This is a genomic window from Acidimicrobiia bacterium (assembly GCA_041393965.1).
GTDB lineage: Bacteria > Actinomycetota > Acidimicrobiia > Spongiisociales > UBA5794 > UBA5794.
In genome coordinates this window covers 293,042-318,555 of sequence record JAWKJB010000003.1, presented here as the reverse complement: position 1 = coordinate 318,555, position 25,514 = coordinate 293,042, and the positions used below count along the sequence as shown (strand labels likewise).

At 63.3% G+C, this 25,514-nt stretch carries 21 protein-coding genes, 1 other RNA gene and 1 pseudogene; 6 read left to right on the top strand and 17 right to left on the bottom strand.

All coding sequences use genetic code 11. The features are described from left to right. The first annotated feature begins 23 nt into the window (after positions 1 to 23). Together R2823_10200 and R2823_10195 are read left to right on the top strand one after the other, a co-directional pair. Positions 24 to 1,589 carry an MFS transporter gene (locus R2823_10200; GenBank protein MEZ5176559.1) on the top strand — a complete coding sequence of 522 codons (1,566 nt, stop codon included), beginning with the start codon at positions 24 to 26 and terminating at the stop codon, positions 1,587 to 1,589. Further along, positions 1,586 to 2,170 carry a TetR/AcrR family transcriptional regulator gene (locus R2823_10195; protein MEZ5176558.1) on the top strand — a complete coding sequence of 195 codons (585 nt, stop codon included), beginning with the start codon at positions 1,586 to 1,588 and terminating at the stop codon, positions 2,168 to 2,170. Before R2823_10200 ends, R2823_10195 begins: the two co-directional genes overlap by 4 nt. A 53-nt stretch (positions 2,171 to 2,223) precedes the next feature. Here the strand turns inward: R2823_10195 and ssrA are convergent. Then, positions 2,224 to 2,580, bottom strand: a transfer-messenger RNA (tmRNA) gene (ssrA, locus tag R2823_10190). A 115-nt stretch (positions 2,581 to 2,695) separates the two neighbouring features. Here ssrA and R2823_10185 point away from each other — a divergent pair. After that, positions 2,696 to 3,586, top strand: coding sequence for a TlpA disulfide reductase family protein (locus tag R2823_10185; protein ID MEZ5176557.1), 891 nt, complete (start codon positions 2,696 to 2,698; stop codon positions 3,584 to 3,586). 17 nt (positions 3,587 to 3,603) lie between these two features. Here R2823_10185 and smpB read toward each other — a convergent pair whose 3' ends face one another. The 9 genes and pseudogenes from smpB to raiA all read right to left on the bottom strand — a co-directional run bounded on the left by smpB (position 3,604) and on the right by raiA (position 14,717). Further along, complete coding sequence (smpB, locus tag R2823_10180) at positions 3,604 to 4,059, bottom strand: SsrA-binding protein SmpB (GenBank protein MEZ5176556.1); 456 nt, start codon at positions 4,057 to 4,059, stop codon at positions 3,604 to 3,606. Positions 4,060 to 4,332: 273 nt separating this feature from the next. Beyond that, on the bottom strand, positions 4,333 to 5,520 hold the full coding sequence (locus tag R2823_10175) for a peptidoglycan DD-metalloendopeptidase family protein (GenBank protein MEZ5176555.1): 1,188 nt from the start codon (positions 5,518 to 5,520) through the stop codon (positions 4,333 to 4,335). Next, positions 5,517 to 6,407 carry a permease-like cell division protein FtsX gene (locus tag R2823_10170; GenBank protein MEZ5176554.1) on the bottom strand — a complete coding sequence of 297 codons (891 nt, stop codon included), beginning with the start codon at positions 6,405 to 6,407 and terminating at the stop codon, positions 5,517 to 5,519. The genes R2823_10175 and R2823_10170 overlap by 4 nt, the downstream gene beginning before the upstream one ends. Positions 6,408 to 6,631: 224 nt before the next feature. Further along, positions 6,632 to 7,303: pseudogene (gene ftsE, locus R2823_10165) on the bottom strand (cell division ATP-binding protein FtsE). 217 nt (positions 7,304 to 7,520) lie between these two features. Then, on the bottom strand, positions 7,521 to 8,633 hold the full coding sequence (prfB, locus tag R2823_10160; GenBank protein MEZ5176553.1) for a peptide chain release factor 2: 1,113 nt from the start codon (positions 8,631 to 8,633) through the stop codon (positions 7,521 to 7,523). Positions 8,634 to 8,705: 72 nt separating this feature from the next. Beyond that, positions 8,706 to 10,709 carry an alpha/beta-hydrolase family protein gene (locus R2823_10155; GenBank protein ID MEZ5176552.1) on the bottom strand — a complete coding sequence of 668 codons (2,004 nt, stop codon included), beginning with the start codon at positions 10,707 to 10,709 and terminating at the stop codon, positions 8,706 to 8,708. 66 nt (positions 10,710 to 10,775) lie between these two features. Further along, entirely contained in the window at positions 10,776 to 13,436 is a 2,661-nt protein-coding gene (gene secA, locus R2823_10150) for a preprotein translocase subunit SecA (GenBank protein ID MEZ5176551.1), read from the bottom strand. A 75-nt stretch (positions 13,437 to 13,511) separates the two neighbouring features. Beyond that, positions 13,512 to 14,159, bottom strand: coding sequence for a response regulator transcription factor (locus tag R2823_10145; protein ID MEZ5176550.1), 648 nt, complete (start codon positions 14,157 to 14,159; stop codon positions 13,512 to 13,514). Positions 14,160 to 14,171: 12 nt separating this feature from the next. Continuing rightward, positions 14,172 to 14,717 (bottom strand): ribosome-associated translation inhibitor RaiA, encoded by a 546-nt coding sequence (gene raiA / locus R2823_10140; GenBank protein ID MEZ5176549.1) that lies wholly within the window; start codon positions 14,715 to 14,717, stop codon positions 14,172 to 14,174. A gap of 304 nt (positions 14,718 to 15,021) precedes the next feature. Between raiA and R2823_10135 the strand changes: the two genes are divergently transcribed. Continuing rightward, complete coding sequence (locus tag R2823_10135; protein ID MEZ5176548.1) at positions 15,022 to 15,642, top strand: hypothetical protein; 621 nt, start codon at positions 15,022 to 15,024, stop codon at positions 15,640 to 15,642. 25 nt (positions 15,643 to 15,667) lie between these two features. Here R2823_10135 and R2823_10130 read toward each other — a convergent pair whose 3' ends face one another. Further along, complete coding sequence (locus R2823_10130) at positions 15,668 to 16,273, bottom strand: hypothetical protein (GenBank protein MEZ5176547.1); 606 nt, start codon at positions 16,271 to 16,273, stop codon at positions 15,668 to 15,670. A 42-nt stretch (positions 16,274 to 16,315) separates the two neighbouring features. Then, positions 16,316 to 17,575 (bottom strand): adenosylhomocysteinase, encoded by a 1,260-nt coding sequence (gene ahcY / locus R2823_10125; protein ID MEZ5176546.1) that lies wholly within the window; start codon positions 17,573 to 17,575, stop codon positions 16,316 to 16,318. 97 nt (positions 17,576 to 17,672) lie between these two features. Here ahcY and R2823_10120 point away from each other — a divergent pair, with 97 nt between their 5' ends. Further along, a complete protein-coding gene (locus tag R2823_10120) occupies positions 17,673 to 18,035 on the top strand; it encodes a cupin domain-containing protein (GenBank protein ID MEZ5176545.1) in 363 nt (120 codons plus the stop codon). 6 nt (positions 18,036 to 18,041) lie between these two features. Here R2823_10120 and R2823_10115 read toward each other — a convergent pair whose 3' ends face one another. From R2823_10115 to manB, 3 genes are read right to left on the bottom strand one after another with little or no spacing between them, the layout of a single operon-like run. Beyond that, the gene (locus R2823_10115; protein MEZ5176544.1) at positions 18,042 to 20,390 is read right to left on the bottom strand and encodes an HAD-IC family P-type ATPase; all 2,349 of its coding nucleotides are present in this window, start codon (positions 20,388 to 20,390) and stop codon (positions 18,042 to 18,044) included. Continuing rightward, a complete protein-coding gene (locus R2823_10110) occupies positions 20,390 to 20,578 on the bottom strand; it encodes a Trm112 family protein (protein MEZ5176543.1) in 189 nt (62 codons plus the stop codon). Before R2823_10110 ends, R2823_10115 begins: the two co-directional genes overlap by 1 nt. Continuing rightward, the gene (gene manB, locus R2823_10105) at positions 20,578 to 21,915 is read right to left on the bottom strand and encodes a phosphomannomutase/phosphoglucomutase (protein ID MEZ5176542.1); all 1,338 of its coding nucleotides are present in this window, start codon (positions 21,913 to 21,915) and stop codon (positions 20,578 to 20,580) included. The genes R2823_10110 and manB overlap by 1 nt, the downstream gene beginning before the upstream one ends. A gap of 62 nt (positions 21,916 to 21,977) precedes the next feature. On the opposite strand from manB, the gene R2823_10100 reads away from it, so the two are divergent. Next, a complete protein-coding gene (locus R2823_10100; GenBank protein ID MEZ5176541.1) occupies positions 21,978 to 22,703 on the top strand; it encodes a glycosyltransferase family 2 protein in 726 nt (241 codons plus the stop codon). Between the two features lie 21 nt (positions 22,704 to 22,724). Here R2823_10100 and R2823_10095 read toward each other — a convergent pair whose 3' ends face one another. Then, positions 22,725 to 23,210: a GtrA family protein gene (locus R2823_10095; GenBank protein MEZ5176540.1), complete on the bottom strand. Its 486-nt coding sequence runs from the start codon at positions 23,208 to 23,210 to the stop codon at positions 22,725 to 22,727. Then, positions 23,207 to 25,486 (bottom strand): hypothetical protein, encoded by a 2,280-nt coding sequence (locus R2823_10090; GenBank protein ID MEZ5176539.1) that lies wholly within the window; start codon positions 25,484 to 25,486, stop codon positions 23,207 to 23,209. Before R2823_10090 ends, R2823_10095 begins: the two co-directional genes overlap by 4 nt. Positions 25,487 to 25,514 lie beyond the last annotated feature (28 nt).

Here is a 25,514-nt window from a genome sequence, read left to right as displayed (position 1 = left end):
CGTAATACTGGATGAGGAACCCCATGGACCAAACAACCATTCATCGCAGACGGTGGCTGACGCTCGGCGTGCTGTCGCTGAGCCTCCTGATCATCGGACTCGACAACACCATTCTCAATGTCGCCCTTCCCACCCTCGTGCACGAGCTCGACGCATCGGCGAGTCAGTTGCAGTGGATGGTCGACTCATATGTGCTGGTGTTCGCCGGCATCCTGCTCACGATGGGGGCGCTCGGGGACCGGTTCGGGCGGAAGCTCGCCCTCAACGCCGGCCTCATCATCTTCGGTGCGGCGTCGCTGTTCGCGGCGTTCTCCACGAGCGCAGACATGTTGATCGTGACTCGCGCCGTCATGGGTGTCGGCGGCGCCCTGATCATGCCATCGACGCTGTCGATCGTCACCAACATCTTCAAGGGAACGGAACGAGGCCGTGCCATCGCGGCATGGGCCGCCGTTGCGGGGCTCGGGATCGTCATCGGCCCTGCGCTCGGTGGCTGGCTCCTCGAGCAGTTCTGGTGGGGATCGGTCTTCCTGATCAATGTGTTCGTGGCAGGTGTCGCGATCGTGCTTGGCTCCTTCCTCGTGCCCGAGTCCAAGGACCCCGATGCCACACCGCTCGATCCACTCGGAGCCGTTCTATCCATCGCGGGCCTCGGGACCCTCGTGTACGCGATCATCGAGGCACCAAGTCTCGGCTGGACGGACCCACTCGTCGTCACCGGATTCCTCACATCGGCCGTCTTCATCGTCGGCTTCCTGTATTGGGAGAACCGAGCGACCTATCCGATGCTTCGGCTCGAGTTCTTCGAGAACCCTCGATTCAGTGCTGCAAGCGGGGCAATCACCCTCGTGTTCTTCGCCATGTTCGGCACCATCTTCCTGTTGACGCAGTACCTCCAGTTCGTTCTCGGCTACTCGCCTCTTGAGGCCGGCATCCGAGTGATGCCGATCGCGACGATGATCGTCGCTGCCCCGCTCTCGGCACGGATCGTCGAACGCATCGGCACCAAGATCGTCGTCACCTCCGGGCTCGCGGTCGTGGCCGGTTCCATGGCGTGGTTGGCCACCACCACCATCGACTCGGGCTACGCGCATGTCGCCGTCACACTCGCCCTCCTGGGTATCGGGATGGGAACGGCGATGGCACCCGCGACCGACTCGATCATGGGCTCACTCCCCCTCGCCAAAGCAGGCGTCGGATCGGCGATGAACGACACCACCCGGATGGTGGGTGGTGCCCTCGGCGTGGCCATCCTCGGGAGCATTCTCGCGTCGGTGTACTCGTCGGCGATGGGTTCAGCGGTCAGCGCGCTTCCGGCGGAGGTTGACCAGATCGCACAGGACTCGATCGGGGGCGCGTTCCGCGTGGCCGCCGAACTGGGACCTGCGGGCGAGCCGCTGATCGACGCTGCCAGCAGGGCCTTTGTCGACGGCATGGCCGCGTCGGTGTGGGTTGCGGCGGGTATCGCCTTTCTCGGTGCGGTCGTGACGGCCCTGTTTCTTCCAGCGAGGCCGCGCAACATCGAGGGCAGTGCCGCAGCAGCCGACCTTGCCGCCGACGGCCCATCCCCTCGCACCGATCCGTCATGACATCGACGCCGCCACCCGGTAGACCGCGCGACGAGTCGGTGGACCGTCGGGTCATCGACGCCACGATGTCGCTGCTCGCAGACGAAGGCCCTTCGTCGCTCACGATCGAGTCGATCGCACTCCGAGCCGGCGTCAGCAAGTCATCGATCTACCGGCGCTGGTCATCGAAGGATGAGATCATCGTTGCCGCGATCGGCACCATTGCGGCGCAGGTGACCGTCGCGGCCACCGGCAATCTGCGAGCCGACCTCGTCCGTGCCCTCGACGGGCTGCGGTCATTGGTGTCCGATTCGAGGGCGGGAGAGCTCCTACCGTGGCTCGCCGCAGAGATGGCGAAGCGAAGCGAGATCGGGTTGCTGTACTTCCGCACCGTGGTGGGCCCCCGGCGGGCTGCGATCGGTCAGCTCGTCGAATCTGCTCGGTCCCGCGGCGAGGTTCGGACCGATATCGACACCGACACCGTCGTCGACCTGCTCACCGGACCGGTCATCATCCGAAAGATGACCGGGAGACTCGATGCAGCCCCCGACGACTGGAGCACCACCATCGTCGATGAACTCCTTCGGGGACTCACCCCCTGATGTTGCACGCGCGTACACGCGTACGCGCAAGAGGGCCGGATGGCTCTCTTGGTGGGTGGAGGTGGGGGGAATCGAACCCCCGTCCCGCAAGATTTCAGCGTCGGCATCTCCGAGCGCAGCCAGCAGCGAGCGTTCGGACCACGGGGACCCTGCCGGCAAGCAACCCCATGCCCTATCCGCAATCGTCTTTCCCCACCGGTCACGGAACCCCGGTGGGGGCATCCCACATTGCAATGCCCGGGCCCGGCGAGGTGGGAGCCCTCCGGTCGGACAGGAGCGTTTATCTACGCTGCCAGTGCGTAACTTTCGTTGTCTGCACTTATGTTGATACCGGCTCTTTTACGAGGACTCCGGCAACCTCGGCTCGCTTCCGACGCATCAACGCTCACGGTCGAAACCATGTCACCCCCGAATCGGGAGATGTGTTGGTGCACATCCACATTCCGGAGGATACCCCTTCCCGACGCCTGCCTCCACGGTTCTCGATCCCGGAACTGTCACCCGAGGCGCCGATATCCTTGAGCGATGCACGAGACTCCGAGCGAACCCGACGCGTCCGACGGCACAGCCAAGCACGACCCTGACTCCCAGGAAGGGACGGTTGCAAGAGACATCGCCGCCGCCTCGGTACGAGACACGGGTTCGAGCACACTCCCCAGGTGGATGATCGGAGTCATCGCGGTCGCCGCGCTCGTCGTCGCGGGACTCATCACCGCACAGATCCTCACGCTCAACGCCCTCAACGAGAACCGAGCAGGAATCGAATCACTCAACGAGACCTTGGCCGGACAGGTCGAGTCGATCGGCGACGAGATCAATGGACTTGCGAAGGACATCGCCGATCTCGGCACAAGCGTGCAAGCGCTCGTCCTCGCCCCGCAAGCCGAGGCCGGTGGGGCAAGCACCATCGAACCACCAGCAGCGTCCGTGCCGGCCGGATACCTCCCCCGCTTCGAACGCGACGCGCCGGATCAAGCCCTCGGCATGACGATGGGCACAATCGAAGGCACCGACGCCTACACGGATCAACCGGTTTCGATCGATCCGGCCGACGGAACACGGCGCGTCTGGATGGTCTGGGCGCATTGGTGCCCGTACTGCCAACAGGAGATCCCGCTGCTCTCGGACTGGTACCCGGAAGCGTCAGAACGGTACGAGACCGAACTCGTGACCGTGACGACGAGCATCGATCCATCCCGTGGGAATCCGCTTGACGCGTATCTCGACAACGGTGACTTCCCGTTTCCGATCGTGGTCGATGCATCGAATCGAATGGCGGCCAAGATGGGGGTCTCCGCCTTCCCGTTCTGGGTCGTGACCAGCGGCAGCGGCGAGGTCCTCCTCCGTGCCCCAGGGCTGCTCCAAACCGATCATATCGAGGAACTCTTCGAGCAGGTCGAGAACATCGGCGCATAGCGCGCTGCTTGCGGCGTCTATCGTCGGTGGCTCCGAGCGCGGTCCATCTCCCGTTGTTGTTGTCGCTCGACGATCGTTCTGCGCTTGTCATGGCGCCGCTTCCCCTTGCCGAGCGCGAGCTCAACCTTGGCTCGACCTTCAGCAAAGTAGATCTGGGTCGGAACCAAGGTCAGTCCCTCCTCGCGGATGCGGCCGAAGAGGCGATCGATCTCGCGGCGGTGCAAGAGCAACTTGCGTTGGCGTTCCGGGTCATGTCCTCCGTTGTCCGCGAACTTGTACGGAGAGATGTGCGCTCCGACGAGCCACACCTCGCCGTCGCGGATGTCGGCGTAGGAGTCCTTCAACTGGGCCTGGCCAGCACGCAGCGACTTGACCTCCGAGCCCCTCAAGACCATACCGGCCTCGAAGGTATCGAGAATCTCGTAGTTGAACCGCGCCTGACGATTCGTTGCAACGACCTTGCGCCCACCCATCACCCGGAGGCTAGTGCCAGATGTCAGATGCCAGATGCCAGAAGCCAGATGTCAGATGCCAGAAGCCAGATCTCAGATCTCAGATCCCAGATGCCAGATGCCAGAAGCCAGAAGCCAGAAGCCAGAAGCCAGATGCCAGATGCCAGATGCCAGATGCCAGATGCCAGATGCCAGATGCCAGATCTCAGATCTCAGATGCCAGATGTCTGATATCTGATGTCTGGTATCTCATGTCTGATATCTGATATCTGATATCTGATATCTGCTATCTGCTCACCAGTAGTTGACCGGGTTTCTGGGTGTTCCGTTGATCCGGACCTCGAAGTGCAGATGGGGACCGGTCGATTGACCGGTCGAGCCCACCCACCCGATCACCTGCCCCTGTGAGACATGCTGGCCGACCGACACACCAAGCTTGGACTGATGCGCGTAGAGCGTCACCATCCCACCCCCGTGGTCGATCATCACCGTGTTGCCGTAGCCGCCCTTGACGCCCGACAGGATCACCACACCATCCCCCGCTGCGCGGATGGGATCGCCGTGGTGGGCGTTCATATCGACACCGTTGTGCATCTTGATGCCTCCGGTGATGGGATGCACCCTCTTGCCGAACCCCGAGGAGATGGCGCCCGGCACCGGCCGGATGAGAGCCCCAGACGAACTCGGCGTCGGATGTGACGCCGCGTAGATCGCGGCCTTGATGGAGGACTCCTCACGGGCGAGCGCCGAGATCTCCGATTCGAACTCGTCAATCCTTGCGTCGATCTCATCGAGACGCGCCTGCTGCGCGTCGGCAGCCGTCTGAAGGGTGGCTCGATGGGCATCAAGGGCAGAGATCGCCGTCGCGAGGTCGGACTGGGACAGTTCCAGGGCCGCGATCTGGTGCTCGAGTTCGGCCTCGACGGCCTTGACCTTGGCCTCCTCGATCGCCTCGGCGTCGACGAGAAGCTGGAATCGATCGGCGGCATCGGACGAGACACCGGTCAGAACATCGAGATAGGCGACCCCGACCGCGATGTCGGCGAGCGCAGGCACCGAAAAGGCGATGGCAGGTTCGGCCATGCCACCCCTTGTGTACGCCTCGCGAGCCCACGCCTTGGCCTCCGTCCGCGCCGCGTCGACATCGGATCGCAGCGCGGCGAGGTGCGCAAACCGCACCGCAAGCTCCTCGCGAACGACATCCAGCCGCGTGCGTGCTGCCGCCTCCGCGGTGACGGCGTCGTTGTACGCGGTTGTTGCAGTGGCCAGATCTGCTGCTGCGGAATCGACAAGCGTCTGGGCCGCGAGGACCTCTTCAACGATCGGCGTCCGAACCCCCTGTTGATCCGACAGCTGCGAACGCAACGATGTGATTCGTGCCCGCACCGCTGCGAGATCATCGTCGAGATCACCTGCGGTGGCAGGCGCAGCACCGATCAGGAGGGAAACAGCAACGGTGACGAGAAGGGCGCGGCGAATCATGAACGCAGGGTGCGGTGGACTGCAAGGCTCAAGGAGCTGCCGACGAGGCCGGCAGCTACACCAAACAGCAGGACCAGCACACCCTGCTTGAGGAGGAAGTCGTTGTCGATCGCCAGATTGATCCAATCGGGCAGATCCTGGAGACGGTCAACCGCCAACTGTTGTGCGGTGACGACGAAAGCAACCGCCAGCGCCCCACCGAAGAACCCTTCGAGCGCTCCCTCGATGAGGAATGGGGTTCGGACGAACCAGTTGCTCGCGCCGACGAGCTGCATGATCTCGATCTCGTCGCGCCGCGCGTAGATCGCCATATGGATTGTGTTCGCAATCAACGCCACCGCGGCAGCTCCGAGCGCAACAGCGAGAATCCAGAACATCAGCTGGAGTCCATCTCGCAGGGCGATCATCGCGTCGATGGCAGCATCGGCGCTCTGGACCTTGTCGACTCCCGGCGTCGATCCAAGGCGGGTGACGAGGATGTCGTAGTCGTCGGGATCGGTCGGCTGCACCCGAAGCGATGCCGGGAGGAGATCCGGATTCTGCTCGAGGACGGACAACATCGCTTCGTTGTTCGCGAACAGGATCTGTGCTTCGTCGAAGGCGTCGGCTTTCGACACATAGAACACATCGGCAACCTGTGGCCATGTGGCCACCTCGGCTTGCAGGGCGGCCGTGTCCTGGGCGGTCATGTCGTCTTGGAGAAACGCGATGACGCGGACATCCTCAGCCCAACGCAGGGTGTTGACGCGGACGACCTCGCCAAAGACAAGGGTCCCGAAGGTCAGCGTCAGCGAGATGAAAACGGCAAGGACGGCGCCGAGGACCACGAGCGCGTTCCGCCCGAGGTTGGAGATCGCCTCCTTGAACATGTAGCCGATCCGGGTCACGCAGAGTCCCTCGCATCGTCGTCGGAGACGCTTTCGGCGGAGTCGGGTTCCACGGCGGCAACGATCTCCCCCTCGGGAAGCCCATCGTCGGCGGGCCCACCGAGCGGCATCTCGTCGTCCATCGTGAAGACAACCGGATCCTCATCGACGGGCCCAGACATATCGACAGGTATCTCGGCCTCGACTTCCGTGGTCATCGGCACCGTCGACTGGACGGCGGTCTCGTAGATGCCTCGTGACTCGTCTCTGCTGATCCTTCCCCGATCGATCTCGATCACACGCCGGCGCATCGCATCGACGATGGCGTGGTCGTGCGTCGCCATCACGACCGTCGTGCCGGTTCGGTTGATGCGATCAAGGATCCGCATGATGCCAACAGATGTTGCGGGGTCGAGGTTCCCTGTCGGCTCGTCGGCGAGCAGAATCAGTGGCCGGTTGACGAACGCGCGAGCGATGGCGACTCGCTGCTGCTCACCGCCGGAGAGCTGTCGGGGTAGGCGATCCGTCTTCGACGAGAGGCCGACCAACTTGAGTACCTGGGGGACCTGGTTGCGGATCACCGAACGATGCTTGCCGGTGACCTCCATCGCGAACGCCACATTCTCGTACACCGTCTTGTTCCGGAGGAGCTTGAAGTCCTGAAAGACCGTTCCGATCGAGCGACGCAGGTGGGGCACCTTCCAATTCGGAAGGTCGGACGCGTGCTTTCCCGCGACCCAGAGGTCGCCGTTGGTCGGGCGTTCCTCTCGCATGATCAGTCGAATCAGGGTGGACTTCCCGGATCCGGACGCTCCGACGAGAAAGACGAACTCGCCCTTGAGCACCTCGAATGAAGCGTCTTTGACCGCGACGGTGCCGCCGGGGTACACCTTGGTGACATTGTCAAGTTTGATCATGAAGAAACTCGGGGATGGCTGTACGCGTGTGGCCCATTCCGCAGCCACCGGCGAGGGTAGCGGTGCATCCCAACAACGCGAGGTATTGCATCAACAGTCAACAGACAACAGACAACAGACAACAGACAACAGACAACAGTCGACAGTGAACCGTCAACAGTGAACAGTCAACTGTGAACTGTGAAGTGAACTGAAGCGCCAGCCGTGCTGGCGCTTCCTACGCCTCGTACTGTTCGGCCCGACGCCATTGGAGATAGGAATCGATCAGTCCATCGATGTCACCGTCGAGCACCCCTTGGACATCGCCCACTTCGAAGTTCGTTCTGAGGTCCTTCACCATCTGGTAGGGCTGGAGCACATAGGAGCGGATCTGTCTCCCCCATCCCGCTTCGTGCTGCTCCCCGCGGATCGAAGCGACTGTCTCGGCTTGCTCCTCACGCGCCCGCTCCGCAAGCCTCGCAGCGAGAAGCTGCATCGCTCTCGCCTTGTTCTGCATCTGGGACCGTTCGGCCTGGCACGACACCACCACACCCGTTGGAAGATGGGTGATCCGAACCGCCGAATCCGTCTTGTTGACATGCTGGCCACCAGCGCCAGAAGCCCGGTAGGTGTCGATACGGAGATCCTCCGGATCGATTTCGAGGTCCTCGACTTCGACTTCCGGGATCACATCGACACCGGCGAACGCCGTGTGGCGCCGTGCCTGGGAGTCGAACGGGCTGATCCGCACGAGCCGGTGCGTCCCTCGTTCGGATTCGAAGGTGCCATATGCGTTGTCGCCGGTGATCGTGAGGGTGACCGACTTGATCCCTGCCTCCTCCCCTTCCTGGTATTCATCGACCACGAAGCTGAACGACGATCGTTCGAGGTACCGGTGATACATCCGAACGAGCATGTCGGCCCAGTCCTGGGCATCGACGCCACCGGCACCGGCGGAGATCGACACGATGGCGGGACGATCGTCGTACTCGCCAAAGAACAGCGATTCACGCTCAAGGGTCGCGACCTCCTTGCCGAGGCCGTCGAGTTCCTGTTCGACCTCAGCGAGAGCTCCGGCGTCCTCCTCGTCGACTGCGAGTTCGAGGAGGACGCTGAGATCTTCGACCGAGCGATCCAGATCGGTGACATGGCCGATGATTCGTTCGAATCGTGCGAGCTTTCGGGTCACCTCGCGGGCTCGGTCCTTGTCGTTCCACAGGTCCGGTGCCGACGCCAGCCGACGCAACTCGCCCAACTCGGCTTCCTTGCCGTCGACATCGAGAAACGATCGAGCATCGGCAAGGCGCTCCGAGAGATCAGCGACGATTGCGCGAAGCTCGACGGGTTCCATGTCGATCAGAGTAGGGAGCGGAGGATCGAAAAACGGGAAGCGCTCCCGTCCATCACCCTCCGGTGCATCTCCTTACTGCACATCTCCCACAGGGACGCCCGTTCGCTTCAGCAGGTCGCGAATCACCCCGGACCGAGGGGCGCGCTTGCCCCGAAGGGGGACACCGCTGATCACACGGTTTCCGTGGGAGATCTGTGACGGTGGCGGTGGTGCGGCATCGATGCTCTCCGCGTTGATGCGCTCGGACCGCTCCATCTCGAGGGCGACCAACGCCGATTCCACCCGTACGACCTGCGACTCGGTCGCGTGCGGGAGGTCGAGTCCCCCGAGAACGAACCGTGCCATGTCTGCCCGGTAGTCGTGGCCGAACGACCCGAAGTGTCCCGGCACCGTGACCATGGCATTCGCCGCATCGAGCAGGACCGAGATGAAGGTCACGATCGGGGACCACCGCATTGAGGGAGGTACGCCTCTCCCCCGTTCGCCTCGGAGCCATTCGGGCTCCTGGATGGCGAGATCCGGACCCATCACGGCGATGGGGTCGTTGTCATGAGACAGCACAACGGCCCGCAGTGCCTTGCGTGCCTCGGCGCCGATCGCCTCGTATTCGTCCGGGTGGTCGAATACTCCGACGGTGCCGACGGGAACAAGGTCGCTCGCACCGCGGGTCATACCGCTTCTTGACCACTTCGCGAGCCAGGGGAGCCCTACCCACAGCGCCTTGTCGATGCCGTAGTGGTCGAAGCCGTCGATGCCATTGAACATGACCACATCGCTGGAAGTCCACGCGCCGAGGCTCTCGCCGAAGACGAGAACCTTGGGTCGATCACGCTCGGGGATCCCCTCGAGTCGTTGCTTGACGCCCCACAACAGCAGCCTGAACTGGGACCTGCCGAGCGCGACCTTCTGCACCGAAAGGAACGACGGGAACTTCCCATACTGGATGCACACCGATGCGATGTCCCCGCGGGTGAACAGCTCCGCCGACTCGATCATCGTTTGGTCGACCCAACCCGTACCGGTCGGTGACACGAGCAAGAGGTACTCGCGTTCGAACGCCCCTGCGCGTTCCATCTCGTCAAGGGCCATCTCCGCCCGACCGGTCGGGTACAGCGGCTCGGAGTTGTATCCGATGAACACCCGGATCGGATGGATCGCACCGGTCTCGCCCATCGTCGCGTTGATGAAGTCGGGCGTGAGGACATCGGTGACGAACCGGCGGCCCTGCTGGCCGAGGTCGATGAACGGGGAGAGGCTTGCGCTGCTGCCGGACACGAACGGCGATGGGGGGATCTGGGCGTAGCCGGGTTCGATCTTCTCATTGGCTCGCCCGATGTAGCCGACTCCCGAGTTGTAGAGAAAGGCAAGGCCCGCAGCCCACATCGCTGCGTTGGCAACCCCGGCGAGACGGCGCCGCAGGAACGAGTCACCCATAAACGACATCCATCCTGCCCGTGACCACAGGAATCCCTTTGCTCCAAGGGTTCCGATCCCGGTCACCGCGTACCCAACTGCCACCCCGGGAAGGAACTCATTCGCTTGGGGAATCGGCCAGCGTTCGATGTCGCGTTCGCGTTCGTCGAGCCGATTCTTCGCCCAGACGAGCACACCGGTTGTTGCCGCGGCAGACACAAGCAACGGGCGGGTCACCGTCGCGGCCGGATACCGCCGCTGAACCCACCGTCCGATGTCATAGAGCGCCCCGCCCATCGCACCGGTTCGAAGCAGGCGGCCCGCCGTCCGGGCACCGGCCCTCTTGAGGGATTCGCCTTCCCGAACAGGGAGGCCAGCGAAGGACCCGCCAACGAGACCGAGGAGCCCACGCATCCCGAGTTGGTGCGTGAGCGGATCGTCCTCGTTCACGATGGCTGAAGTGAGGGTCACGACCACCGCCATCGTGCCACGGGCCGCGAGCACCGACAGCCCTGCAACCACACCCTGCTGCGTCGAGGTGTGAGGCATCAACGACGGGCCGAACGACTCGAGGAACGCGACCGTCTCGATCGACGCCGCGGGTGAACCGGTGACGGGGTTCGCCCATTGGACGGAACGCCGAACCGCCGCCGCGAGCGTCACTCCGTTCGCGACCGACCTGATGCGCTGCCGGGTTCCGATGCGGTCCTCCGATTGCTCGGCGCGACTCTAGGCGGATTCGGGAAGCGGTTGGGCACCCGGTGCCCCGTGGCAGCGCTTGTACTTGTTTCCCGACCCGCATGGGCACGGATCGTTCCGTCCGATCTTGTCGCCGCTTCGCTGCACCTGTCTTCGGGTGGTGCCGTCGGATTTCGCCGACGAGGTGACCACGGCGCTCGCCGAGGGTCTCGGGGTCGATCCGGCGACCTCGACATGGAACATGTAGCGGATCGAGTCCGCCTTGGTTGATGCGACCAGCTCCTCGAAGTAGCCGAATCCCTCTCGCTGGTACTCCACGAGTGGGTCGCGCTGTCCCATGGCACGCAGGCCGATCCCTGACCGGAGGTAGTCCATCTCGGCGAGGTGTTCACGCCACTTGTTGTCGATGACGGCAAGGACGACGGACCGCTCCAGTTGCCGCATGATGTCGGAACCGAATGCCTTCTCACGAGTGGCGTAGGCTTCCGCGGCGTCATCGATGAAGCGGTCGACGAGTTCCTCCGGATGGAGATCCTCGGGCCGATCGAACGATGACCGTGACAGGCCGGTGTCGTAGATCGCCCCGATCCGTGTCACGAGCTCTTCCCAATCCCAATCGAACGCGTCGACGCCACCGGTGACCTCAAGCACCGCGTTCTCGATGACTTCGTCGCGCCAGCCCGCAAGAAGCTCGTCGGTGTCCTGGCCGTGGAGAATGCGGTTCCGCCACCGATAGACGATCTCGCGCTGGGTATTCATGACCTCGTCGTACTTGAGGACATTCTTCCGAATCTCGAAGTTCTGGCTCTCGACCTGTGACTGCGCTCGCTCGATCGACTTGGACACGATCTTGGCCTCGATCGGGACATCGGGGGGGATCTTGAGCCGTGACATGATCGAGGCGACACGCTCGTTCGCGAACCTTCGCATGAGGTCGTCCTGGAGTGAGAGGTAGAAGCGGCTCTCACCCGGATCCCCCTGGCGCCCGGATCGTCCACGCAGCTGGTTGTCGATGCGCCGCGACTCGTGACGCTCCGTGCCCAGCACATACAGCCCGCCGGCATCGAGCACCCTCTCCCGGTCGGTCTCCGTCTGGACCGCAAACTCGCGGGTCTCGGTCTCGAGCCGATCCGGGTAACTCGGATCGGTTTCCTCGATCCCCTGTTTGCGCAGCGACGCCTTCGCGAGCTCCTCGGGGTTGCCACCGAGGGCGATGTCGACACCACGACCTGCCATGTTCGTCGCGACCGTGACCGCTCCCGGCATCCCGGCCTGGGCGATGATGTGCGCCTCTCGTTCGTGCTGTTTGGCATTGAGCACCTCGAACGGAACGCCGTGGCGCTTCAGCGCGGCGGCAAGGCGCTCTGACTTCTCGATGGAAACCGTCCCGACGAGCACCGGCTGGCCGTGTTCATGTCGTTCGATGATGTCGGCCGCAACGGCCTTGTACTTGTGCTCCTCGTCGATGTAGACGAGATCCGAGTGGTCAACGCGCGCAATCGGTCGATTCGTCGGGATCACGACCACTTCAAGCCCGTAGATCTCGACGAATTCGCTCTCCTCCGTGACCGCCGTACCGGTCATGCCAGCAAGCTTGTCGTACATCCGGAAGTAGTTCTGGAGTGTGATCGTGGCGAGCGTCTGGTTCTCCTCCTTGATCGGAACCGATTCCTTCGCCTCGATCGCCTGGTGCAGACCTTCCGAATAGCGTCGACCTTCGAGCACGCGTCCGGTGAATTCGTCAACGATCATGACCTGACCACCCCGGATCAGGTAGTCCACATCCCGCTGATACAGGGTCTTGGCCTTGAGCGCGACATCGAGATGATGGATGAAGTCGACATTCGCGTGGTCGTAGAGGTTGTCGATCTTGAGCATCTGTTCGACCCGTGTCACCCCCTCTTCCGTGGTGACGACCTGCCGCTTCTTCTCGTCGACCTCGTAGTGCTCATCCACACGGAGCCTTGCCGCGATCCGGGCGAACTCTTGGTACCACTTGCCGGTCTCACCGACACGGCCCGAGATGATGAGCGGCGTCCGCGCCTCGTCGATGAGGATCGAATCGACCTCGTCGACGATGGCGTAGGCATGTCCGCGCTGGACCATGTGCTCGGGATTCATGGTCATGTTGTCGCGCAGGTAGTCGAAACCGAACTCGTTGTTGGTGCCGTAGGTGATGTCTGCTGCGTACGCGGGGCGCCGCTCCTCCGGTGTCATCCATGCCTGGATCAGGCCGACCTCGAGTCCGAGAAACCGATGGATCTTCCCCATCCACGCGGCGTCACGGCTCGCGAGGTAGTCGTTGACGGTCACGACATGGACTCCTCGGCCCGCAAGTGCGTTGAGGTAGCTCGGCATGGTCGACACGAGGGTCTTGCCCTCGCCGGTCTTCTGTTCGGCGATCATGCCCCGGTGGAGGGTTCCGGCACCGATGAGCTGGACATCGTAATGGCGTTGTCCGAGGACCCGCTTTGCGGCCTCCCGAACGGTCGCGTACGCCTCTGCTTCGATGTCTTCGAGGGTCTCGCCGCTTCCGAGACGCTCCCTGAACCGGGTCGTTCGTGCACGAAGCTCGTCGTCTGAGAGGACCTCGATCTCCGGTTCGAGCTCGTTGATGCGCGCGGCGAGCCGTTCGAGTTCCCTGAGGCGTTTCCCTTCGCCGACACGCAGGACCTTGCTGAATACGGACATCGTTGACAAGTGTACGGGTCCGAGCCCTTTGGTTGAACCCCGCTGCATCCCCCCGATACCGGGCGTTCGGTGCCGCTACAGCTCGATCAGGTTCTCCCGAACCGCGTACAGGACCGCTTCGTTGCGCGAATGGAGACCGAGCTTGTCGAGGATGTTGCGGATGTGGTTCTTGACCGTGTTCTCGGAGATGAACAGCAAGTCCCCGATCTGGCGACTCGTCTTGCCATCGGCCACCATCTCGAGCACCTCGATCTCACGAGCCGTGAGCGTCGGCTTCCTTGCACCGACGAGGTCTTGGTGCAGGACGAGCTGCCTCGTGATGTCGAACAGCTTCCCTGCCATCACCGGCGACAGGGCCGCGCCACCCGCGGCCACGCTGTCGATCGACACAATGAGCTGTTCGAACGGCATGTTCTTGACGATGTACCCCCGCGCACCGAGCTTGATCGCGGTGATCAGATCCTCGTCGGATTCGGATCCGGTGAGCACGACGAGTGCCGCCTCGGGCGCAACGGCGTGGATCTTGTCGATCGCATCGATACCGGAAATACCCGGCATCAGGACATCGAGGAGAACGATGTCGGGCTGTTCCGTCTCGGCGATCGCAACCGCCGACTCGCCGTCAGCGGCCTCCCCGACGACATCGTATCCGGCACCACGAAGCGCTGAAGTCAGCCCCGCGCGGAACAGTGGAACATCGTCGACGACGAGCAGTCTCTTCATTGCGGCTCCGGCTCACTCCGGTTCGATGAGTCCTACATGACCGTCGCGCCGGTGGTACACCACCGAGTGTTTCCCGGAATCACCGTTCAGAAAGAAGAAGAAGTCATGCCCGAGCATCTCCATCTGCAGAGTTGCTTCCACTGGCGTCATCGGCTTCATCTCGAAACTCTTCGTCCTGACGATCTGGGGATCACGGTCCTGATCTACATCGGACGGCCCCTCGACATGGTTGAGATCTTTGTTCCTCGTGCGGTTGCGCTGGATCAATCGCTCCTTGAGGCGGCGAAGCTGACGCTCGAAACGATCCGTTGCCAGGTCGAGCGCGGCTCGTTCCTCGGCGGCTTCGGCTTCGATGCGCACAATGTTGCCCGCGGCTGTCGAGGTGATCTCAACCTTGTATCGCCCGTTTGCCTGGCGTGGGTTCTGCTTCTCGGTGAACTCGACATCGACATAGCCGCCGTCGTCGAAGATGCGGCCAGCATGTTTGACACGGTCCTCTGCGACCGATCGGATCTCTTCGGAAACCTGCATGTTCCTGCCGTGGACGCGAACGGTCACCTGCACTCCCTCCATGGGTTGGGGATCGTGGATCGAACGACCGGCGACGCACCACAACGATGGTCATTGACCATCTCGGGTCGGTCCGTCACTTCACCTCCACGGGTGAGATCGTCGATCCTCGGATTCATTGTACCGGCAAGGGTGAGTCCCCGGGTCGATCGGCGATTTGGTGACGGCCCAGCGCACCGCCTCAACTCACCATAACCTCAATGATCATGGGCTTGTGCACCGACTGACTAGTCCGCGCAATAGGGCGATCGCCCTATCGAGCCGGTGCATCGAACTTGCCGACATCTGCTGTATGAAACCACGACACATCACCCGAGTCGCGCGCACGGCGATCCGCGATGAACGCGGGGCGGGCATCGTCGAATACGCTCTGATGGCTGGACTCATCGCCATGGTCGCATCCGTGTCGGTCAGCGCCGTTGGCAACGCCGCAACTGACAACTTCGAGACCGTGGCAGCGTCATACTCATCCCAGGGCGGTGGATCTGGCTCGACACCGACCACGACCGGTGAAGGCGCACCGACCACGACGATCGCTCCGACATCGACCACCACGACCACCGCCGGTGGCGGCGGAGGCGGAACAGGCGGCGGCGGCCTCGGCACCACGACGACCACGACGACGATTCCTCCGACGACGACCACGACGACCACTGTCCCCGACTATCCGACGGTGACCGACGGGGTCAAGGGCAAGGTTCTCGTCACCTTCGGCTTCGTGGATGACAAGGTCACCCTCGTCAAAGCGGATCATGCCGGATGGGACATGGAGACCGTGAGCGAGAAGGACAACAAGATCAAGCTCGAGTTCACCGATGAAGAGACCGGTGAGCAAATCCTGATCGATGGTTGGGTGACCAAAAAGGGTGACCTCAAGACCAAGGTGAAGGTCAAGAAGCCGAAGGACAAGTAATCCGGCCCGAAGGCTCCAGTCAAGGTCAACCGAAGACGGGTTCGGTTCCTGATGCCAATCGAGGGATTGCCGAGGTCGCCACGAGCCCCACGGCTCGCTGAAGCCCCATTGCCACGGCGGCGGCGACCAGCGTCGTTCCGGTCGTGCACACATCGTCCACGAGCAGCGGGCTCGAGAGTTCGCGCCCCGTCCACCGAAAGCGTCCCGGAGTTCGCCGACGACGGTCGCGGCCCGCCGAACGGGGCGACCACACCCCGGCGCGCAGATCCGACACGACGGGAATGCCGGAGTGCTCGGCGATGAGCGACGCAAGCATTGCAGTTTGATCGATGCCGGTAACGACGCGCCGCGCGAACACACGCGGAATTGGAACCAGCGCGCCGGTGGCAGGAGGCAACTGCTCGATCATGGATCGCGCGAGCAACCGGCCCGCTCCGACCGAACCTCGGTACTTGAGTTGGTGAACGAGGCGTACCGCGGCGCCCGAATGCCGGTACACAGGGATGACCTCGACCCGCACCGAGCCGTCGGAACACTCCGAGCCGACCGTGCGAACCGGCGCACGGATCAGCGTTCGACCACACTCGTCACACAGTGGCCAGCCAACCATCGAACACGCGAGACAGAACACCTCTCAGACGGTATCTCGAGGATGTGACACAACGCCGTGGTATCAGGTTCCGTGTTGCCATGACTCGAGATAGCTCGCCTGCTCGGGGGTGAGCTCCTCGAGGGAGCCACCGAGTGCGAGCAGCTTGAGCCGGGCAACCTCCCGGTCGAGTTCCTCGGGTAGGCGGTGTACACCGGGGCCCAGCTCCGACCCGGACTCGATGAGCCACTCGGCAGCAAGCGCCTGATCCGCGAACGACATGTCCATCACATCGGCCGGATGTCCTTCAGCGGCGCCGAGATTCACCAGCCGCCCCTCCGCCACGACCAGGATCCGACGGCCGTCCGGCATCATGAACTCCTCGAGGTTGTCGCGGACCACCCGCCGAGATACGGCCATCTCGTCGAGCGCAACGAGGTCGAGCTCCACATCGAAATGCCCTGCGTTGGCGAGAATCGCCCCGTCGCGCATCAACGCGAAGTGCCCGGCACCAAACACATGGATGTTGCCCGTCGCGGTGATGAACACATCGCCGACGGCCGCCGCCTTGGTGCCTGACATCACGCGATGCCCTTCCATCGCAGCAGCAACCGCACGAACGGGATTCACCTCCGTCACGATCACATCGGCACCAAGACCCTTCGCCCTCGTCGCGATGCCCCAGCCACAATCCCCGTAGCCGGCAACCACCACCCGCCGCCCGGCGAAAAGGATGTTGGATGCGCGAAGGACGCCATCGAGCGAGGACTGGCCGGTGCCGTGCCGGTTGTCGAACAGGTGCTTCGTCTCGGAATCGTTGACGGCAACAACCGGGTATCGCAGCACACCGTCTTCGGCCATCGCCCTGAGCCGGATGACGCCCGTGGTCGTCTCCTCCATGCCGCCAAGCACCTGCTGGTCGGCGCGCTCCTTGTGAAGGACCGTTGTCATGTCGGCGCCATCGTCGAACACGAGGTGCGGATTCGTGTCGAGCACTGCGTTGATGTGGCGATAGAAGTCGTCGGCGGTCTCGCCGCGCACGGCAAAGGTGGCGATGCCGCTTCGGACAAGTGCAGCGGCGACATCGTCCTGGGTCGAGAGGGGATTCGATGCACACAGCGCCACCTCGGCGCCCCCCGCAACCAGGGTATGAAGCAGGTTTGCGGTTTCGGTCGTGACATGCATGCACGCGCCGATCCGGTAGCCGGCGAGCGGTTGGTCGCGTTCGAACCGGTCCCTGATGGCCGCAAGCACCGGCATGCGGCGAGCAGCCCATTCGATTCGAAGATCACCCCGATCGGCAAGATCGATGTTCGCGATGTCGAAATCCATGCTGCGCCCCATGTGGTCGATGATCCGATACGGTAGTGGCAGCGAGTCTCGTTCCCGACCCCTTGGACACGGGCGGCGGTGTTGCGACCCGGCCGGGTAGGCTCGGCCTATGCATCCACGCACGGACAAGCCGTGGGGCCATGAGCTCCTCTGGACCCTGACCGACCACTACGCAGGCAAGATCATCCACATCGATGCAGGGAAGCGGCTCAGTCTCCAATTCCACGAGACCAAGGAGGAATCGATCCTGGTTGTGTCCGGCACGCTTCTCCTCAACCTCGGCGAGGGTGACGACGCTCGGGTCGTGCAACTACGCGAGGGGGAATCCGCCGATATCCCCCCGAGGCAGGTCCACCGCTTCGAAGCTCCCGAATCGGGGCCGGTCGACCTCATCGAGGTCTCCACTCCACACCTCGACGATGTGGTCCGCCTCGCAGACGACTACAACCGTGAGGGGACCACCGCTCCCTGAGGCGAGTCATCGTGCTGTGAGCCAGCGGATGTGCTCACCGTGCCGCTCCGCGAGCGCCACAATCAGCTCAAGGGCCACGATGTTGACGATGGTGGCAGCGGTCACGGAAAGAGCTACCGCCGTTGACGGGAACTCGAGCGCGAAGAACTCAGCAGATGGCGGCAAGAGGAACGCCGCCACGAGGCCAGCCATCAGCATCGTGATAAGAACGGTTTCACCACGGCCGAGTGGCCGGATGAGTCGATACAGGATCCAGAAGCCCACGAGCGCGAGGGTCAGCGTCGCAGCGGTCTGGGCCTCCTCCACGGACGCGCCGACCCAGGTGTGGACGGTCGCGTACACCGCGAAAGTCATGATGGCGGCGGTGAGTCCCGCAGGGATGGCGAAATGGAGCGTCCTTTCGAGATAGCCGGGCCTTGCTGGACGGTTCGACGGCCAGAAGCTCAGCACGAAAGCGGGGATGCCGATCGTGAGCGCTCCGACCAAGGTGAGATGTCGGGGCAGGAACGGAAACGCGATCCCGGCAAGGCTGACCCACACCGCGAGCAGCACGGCATAGACGGTCTTGGTGAGGAACAACGCCGATGCGCGCTCCATGTTCGCGATGACGCGACGGCCCTCGCCGACGATCGTGGGGAGACGATCGTATCGACCGTCGAGCAGCACAAACTGGGAGACGGCCTTCGTCGCCGAGCTTGCCGTGTCCATGGCGATCCCGATATCTGCCTGCTTGAGCGCGAGGACATCGTTGACACCGTCCCCCGTCATGGCAACCGTGTGGCCTCGCTCCTGGAGCTGCGCGAGCAGCCCTCGTTTTTGCTCGGGGAGGACCCGACCGAACACCACAACATCGGGAGCGATCGCCGTGAGATCGGATTCGCGTCGCATGTCAACGGCTCGATCGGCATCAGGGAGTCCGAGCTCCGTCGCGACCGCCGACACGGTCTGGGGATGGTCGCCGGAGATCACCTTGACGGCGACGCCTTGGGACCGCAGATAGCGAAGGGTCTCGGCGGCATCTGGGCGCAACTCCTCTCGAATCACCACGATGGCAGCCGGTGTGAGATGGGAGGGGAGCACGACACGATCGTCGAGATCTACCTCGGTGCGACCGACCAAGAGCAGGCGTCGACCCCGCTTCGCCAACGAGGCGACCTGTTCCCGCAGCGCCTCGACGGTCGGACTTGCTTCCATGGCGTCGAGGAGGACCTCAGGAGCACCGACCACCCATGTCCCGAATCCGTCGAAGGATGCGGCGCTCCATTTCCTCGCAGATGAGAAGGGCACGGTCGCCGTCGAAACCCACGACTCGGCGGCGGGGAGCGTCCTTGCCACCACCGCAAGTGTGGCGGTGGGGTTGCGATCGGACTTCGCAAGCACCGCGAGCCCTGCCAGCACGGTCTGTTCATCGCCGAGGCAGGAGATCGACTCAACCTCAAGCGTGCCGGTCGTGAGCGTGCCGGTCTTGTCGAGGCACACCACATCGACGCGTGCGAGCCCTTCGACTGCGGCGAGCTCCTGAACGACGACATTGCGTTCGGAGAGGCGCAACGCCGCGACCGCAAACGACAACGACACCAAGAGCACGAGTCCTTGTGGGATCATCGCAACCATCCCGGACACGGTGCTCACGAGACCCGACGCCACATCTGGTGCGTTCGACATCTGCGTTGCGAACAACAGGACACCGACAGGGACGATCACCCACATAATCCATCCGAGGAGCCGGTCGATGTCCTTGCGGAGCCCCGATTCGGTGAGTGAGAACTCGCGGGCCTTGCTCGTGAGTTGGTGCGCCCACGCATCGGCGCCGACTGCGGTCGCCGTGACGAGACCGGAGCCGGCCACGACGGCACTCGATGACCGAACCTCATCGTCAACGCTCTTCGCGACCGGATCGGATTCCCCTGTCAGGGACGACTCGTCGATCTCGAGTCCGTCCGACTGCACGATCCGGCCATCGACGGGCACGGCATCCCCGGTACGGACAGCGACCAGCTCCCCGAGAACGATCTCGGTGGCAGGGATCGTCATCTCGGTTCCGTCACGGATGACGGTTGCCGTTGGCGCGATGCGGTGCCGTAGGGAGTCGAGCGTGCGTTTTGCACGGATCTCCTGCACGATGCCGATTCCCGAATTCACGACCATGACGAGACCGAAGAGGGCGTCGGGTGGCTCACCGTAGATGAGGATGACAACCAACAGCCCCGAGATGATCGCGTTGAAGCGGGTGAGCACATTGGCTCGCACAATGGCGGCGACCGTTCGCGAGGTCCGGTGTTCGGTGGTGTTGACCTGCCCTTTGGCCCGGCGATCGGCAACCTGGGACGAGGTGAGTCCTGTTGGCTTCGGCACTACTCCCCCAAGGGGGTCTCTGCCTCGGCGACGATCATGTTGGGCACGCCGTCGGTGACGGCGTACGCCATTGAACAGTCATCGCACACCAACGCCGGGGGCTCAGGGCGTTCGTGAAGCGCACCGGTGCACGCGGGGCATTGCATGATGGCAAGGAGCCGCGGGGCGATGAGTGGTTCGTGATCCATCAGCCTGCCTCCTCGATGATGGCTCCGACCTGTTGGACGAGCGTCCGGACCGCCCCTGCATCCGGGGCTTCCACATTCAGTCGAAGCACGGGTTCGGTGTTCGATGGTCGCACATTGAACCACCGGTCCCCGAAGTCAACCGTCAGGCCGTCGAGCCGGTCCGTTGCGGCCTCGGGAAAAGCTCCCGCCACTGCTTCGGTTGTCGCAGTCACATCATCCACCTCGAAGTTGATCTCACCGGACTGTGCGTACGGTTCGTACGGTGCGCGCAGCCGCGACAGTGGCTGTCCCGCGTCGGACACCACCCGCAGGAGAACGAGCATTGCCATGATGCCCGAATCGGCGCGGAAGTTGTCCCTGAAGTAGTAGTGCCCCGAGTGTTCGCCGCCGAAGACCGCATTCGATTCGGCCATGACCTGCTTGATGAATGAATGTCCGACCTTCGTGCGGATCGGCTCGCCACCCGAGCGGCGGACGATCTCGGGAACCGCCTTGGAGCAGATGAGGTTGTGCACGATCCGGGACCCGGGATGCTTGTCGAGGAACCACTCGGCGATCATGGCGGTTGCCGTGCTGCCCGGCATGGGAACGGCCTGATCGTCGATGAAGAAGGCCCGGTCGGCGTCGCCGTCGAACGCGACCCCGAGGTCCGCCGCTTCGGATTGCACCAGGTCGACCAGGTCCGCGAGGTTCTCCGGCCGGAGTGGGTCGGCGGGATGATTCGGGAAGGTCCCGTCGGGCTCAAGGTACAGCGGAATCATCTCGGCGTTGATCCTTGCGAACACTTGCGGCAGCACTGCACCTGCCATGCCGTTGCCGCCATCGATCACAACCCGAAGCTGACCGATGGCAGACGCGCCGGTGGCATCGGTGACATGGTCGATGTATCCGTCACGCAGGTCGGCGCTGGCGACGGTTCCCCGAGTTGCGGCAGGTTCGAGCCCTCGCTCGGCCAGCGATCGGATCTCGGCGAGACCGGTGTCCTGACCGATGGGAGCTGCCCCGGGACCGCAGAACTTGAGGCCGTTGTACTGGCCGGGGTTGTGGCTCGCGGTGATCACGACCCCGGGAAGTGCCCGTGTTCCCGATGCGTAATAGAGCAGATCCGTCGGCACCTCCCCGATGGCAAGGACATCGACCCCCTGGGAGATGATCCCATCGATCAAGGCATCTCGAAGGTCCGGGGAGGACACGCGGCAATCGTGGCCGACGATGATCCGATCCCCTCCGGCGAAAGCAGCGAACGCAGCGCCGAGGCGTCGGGTGATCGAGGCATCGAGCTCGGTGGGCACAACACCGCGCACATCGTATGCCTTGACGATGTTTGACAGGTCCATGACGGCCGATTCTACGGCCGCGATGACGGCTGGTTCGGGACCGCGATCCCTACACTCGCCCGATGTCCCCGTCCCCCCAACCGTCGGTCACCGTGGTCATACCCGTCCACAATGAAGCTGCATTCTTGCCGGTTGCCCTACCACAGCTGCTGGCCGAGATGGAAGCGGTCGATGCCGAGGTGACGATCGTGATTGCCGAAAACGGCTCCACCGACGCATCGGCCGATCTCGTACGGGAGTCGATGGCCTCTCATCCGGAGCTCCAGTTGCTCCAACTCCCGGATCCCGACTACGGCGCGGCGATGCGCGACGGCTTCCTTCGTGCAGAAACCGAGTGGGTTGTGAACTTCGACATCGACTACTTCTCGGGGGAGTTCCTCAACGAGGCCCTTGCGCTTGCCGATCGAGCCGACATCGTCCTTGCGTCCAAGCGAGCAGCCGGTTCAGACGATCAACGGACCGCCCTTCGCCGGTTGGCGACATGGACCTTCAATCTCATCCTTCGATTCGTCCTGCGCTCGAGTGTGTCCGACACCCATGGCATGAAGCTGGTGCGGTCGACCGTCGTTGCCCAGATCGCACCGAGCGTCATCTCGACGGTCGATCTCTTCGACACGGAACTCGTCGTGCGCGCCGAGCGGGCCGGTTACCGGATCCTCGAACTGCCCGCGTCGGTCGTTGAACAACGCGATTCCGGGTCGAGCCTGCTCAAACGCGTGCCGAGGACCCTCGTTGGCGTCTGGCGGATTCGCCGGGCACTGCGATCTGATGGGTCGGTCGGCCGGTAGCGGCCGACAACCGACGACGCATCAATCCCCGATCGGCTGGCTCTCGGACCGTACATCGGGGCTCGGCGCGGCTGGTGCGCTCAGGGCGTGCGAAAACACCACATCGCGATAGCTGGCGAGCTTCGGAAGGATCAGTACGACGGCAGCGAAGATCAGCGCGGCGTTGTAGCCGAGCGTCGAGAGCGGACCGAAGAGCGAATCGGCCACCCACACGATGAGGCTCGACGCCAGGTAGGCAGCGATATTGATACCGAAGAACTTCGCCGTCTCGTGCCCCGAGACCTTGCCGTCCTTGAGCGCGAAGGTCCAGCGGCGGTTGATGAGGTACGAAAGGAAGGTTGTGATGGCGAACGCGAGCGAAAAGGCGGGGAACCATCCGAGGCCGACGACGAGGAACACATTGAAAAGCCCGAGCGACACAACCGTGTTGAACACACCGACGAGACCGATTTTGACGGCTTGCACGAACGACTCGCGATTGGCGAACGAGCCCAGGTACTGCTTCACGATGCTCTCTTCTTCCGTCTGCGAACAACGGCAAACACGATCAGTCCGGCGACCGTGACAACGGTGAGCGCCATGCCGATGTTTTCGACCCAAGTGTTCGCGAACTGAAGGCTGACATCCTCCTGTGTGGGAACGACGAGCATCGTCGATGGAGCGACGCGGTAGACGGCGTCGGCACCCTCGACGCTCCAATTCGGGAAATACGACACCTTCACCATGTGCGGGACACCAACGGCATCCGTCGAAAAGCCGATCGAGTGATCGTCGAAGGTCGTGACATCCACCGATCCATCCACCGCGTACGGCTTGAGGGCCGTCAAGCGCTCATCCACGGTGGTGACGCGGCGCCACTGGGGTGGCCCGTCGGCAACAAGCCACACATCGAGGTTCTCGACATCGTCGTACCACTCGAGGGCAGCATCGACGAAGTCGCCCTCGCCTGCCCACACGACCGGTTCATATCGTGCGATCTCAACGAGATCCGTCTCCGGCAACTCGAAGATGGTCCACGGCGGGGACTCGGCGATGATCGGGAGGCCATACGCGACCGCAGCGTCATGACCCGCCTCGGTGAACGAGATGTAGTAGGCGACATCGTACAACCCGAGGTGGGGCACCGCCCGATCGAAGCCGAAAGGCTCGGGATTCTGCGGATCGAGGGGTCGGTCGAGGTGGTGGTACCGCAAACCTCTCACGGGATTCGACGGGCGTTCGCTGACCTCAGCCGCGTTCAGGAAGTGGAATGGAGTGGTGAGGGAGCTCTCGAAGAACAGGCCCTCCATCGACGGATGGCCGTCGGACCAGTAGCCGAGAAGCATCAGCGCCATCGGCGTCCCGTAGCGGTTCATGTCCGAGTTCGCCTCCCACATGATGCGACCATCGTCGAGCCCATCGACGGTCTGCATCAACGCCTCGTACTCCGGCCAGTCGGTCTTCCCCTCGTACCCCTCGTAGTTCCACTTCACCCACCCCGGGAGGTCATGCATCGATGCCCCCGCCGCCCCGACCATCAGGACAATTGCAAGCCCTCCCATGACGAGGGCTGCCTTTCGGCGATCCGAGAACCGTCTCGCAACGCTGGCGCCGGTCAGGGCAATCGCGATCCCGGCGAAGACGAACATACCGAAGTACCAGTACGGGAGAAGGCGGGCGTTGTACAGGACCGTGAGATGCAGCTCGGCGATGGCGAAGTATCCGAGCAACGGGCCGATCGTGAGCCAGACCATCGTGCCGACACCGTCGCGGCGAAAGACGGTCCACAGCATGCCGATCACACCGATGACGAGGATCGGAACGAACTCGCCCGGAATCGGCGACCCGGGGCTTGTGTCTCCGACCACATTCTCGACAGGAGCCCATCCCATGTCTGATGTCATCCCGCCGAAGACCCTGACACCGAGCGCGAGGCTCCAGAATGCCGAGAGCCCGAAGCCGACCGCATAGCTCATTGCAAGCCCAACGGCTCCCCTTGCTGTAGCGCGGACCCGGTCGCGGTTGGTGATCAGCGCGGCAAGAGGTCCGGCGAGCATCGGGATGGTCGCAAACACGACGACGATGGTGGTGATCACATGCGATAGCGCCGTGAGTCCGAGGACGACGCCTGCCCACGGATCGAAGACGGTCCCCCTCCGGTAGTTTCGTACGGCCATCCCGACGAACAGGATCGAAAGGGCGAACGACCACGAGAACGAGAACTCGCCTGCAAGCGTCGACTTGATGTTCGCCCCAAAGATCGAGTAGCTCTCCATGAAGACAAAGAGCGACCCGGCCACGCCTCCGATCACCGCGATGTATCGCGTGAAGCCCTGCATCTTCACGAAGAAGTACGCACAGGTGGGGAGAGCGACGAGACCAGCGATGGTGACGACTTTGAATGCGACGCCGTACGGCAAGATGAGGTCCAGCAGGACGGTGGTCAGCGCCGGGAGAGGAAAGTAGAAGTACAGGGCCGGAAAGCCCGCGTACCAGTCCATGCTCCATCCGAGAATTCGCCCCGATGGCAGCACATCTTCGAGCAGGACCTTCGGGAGGAGCACATGGGCACCCATATCACCGCCGGTCGGGGTATTCGCGACGAGGAGGTATGGCACCCGAAGGAGCGAACTCGTCCCTTGGCCAAACGGTCCGAGCATGCCAGACATCGTGAGGAGGATGAGCGCGGTCGGGGCTGCGATGCCGGCAACCACGAACCATTTCGGAACCGCCCGCTTGCTCGATGGCGGTTCGACCGAATCCTCGACGACAATCGGAGGGGAAGGGGGTGCGTCAACGGTCACGGTGGCAGGTTAGGCGGGGCATTCCGAC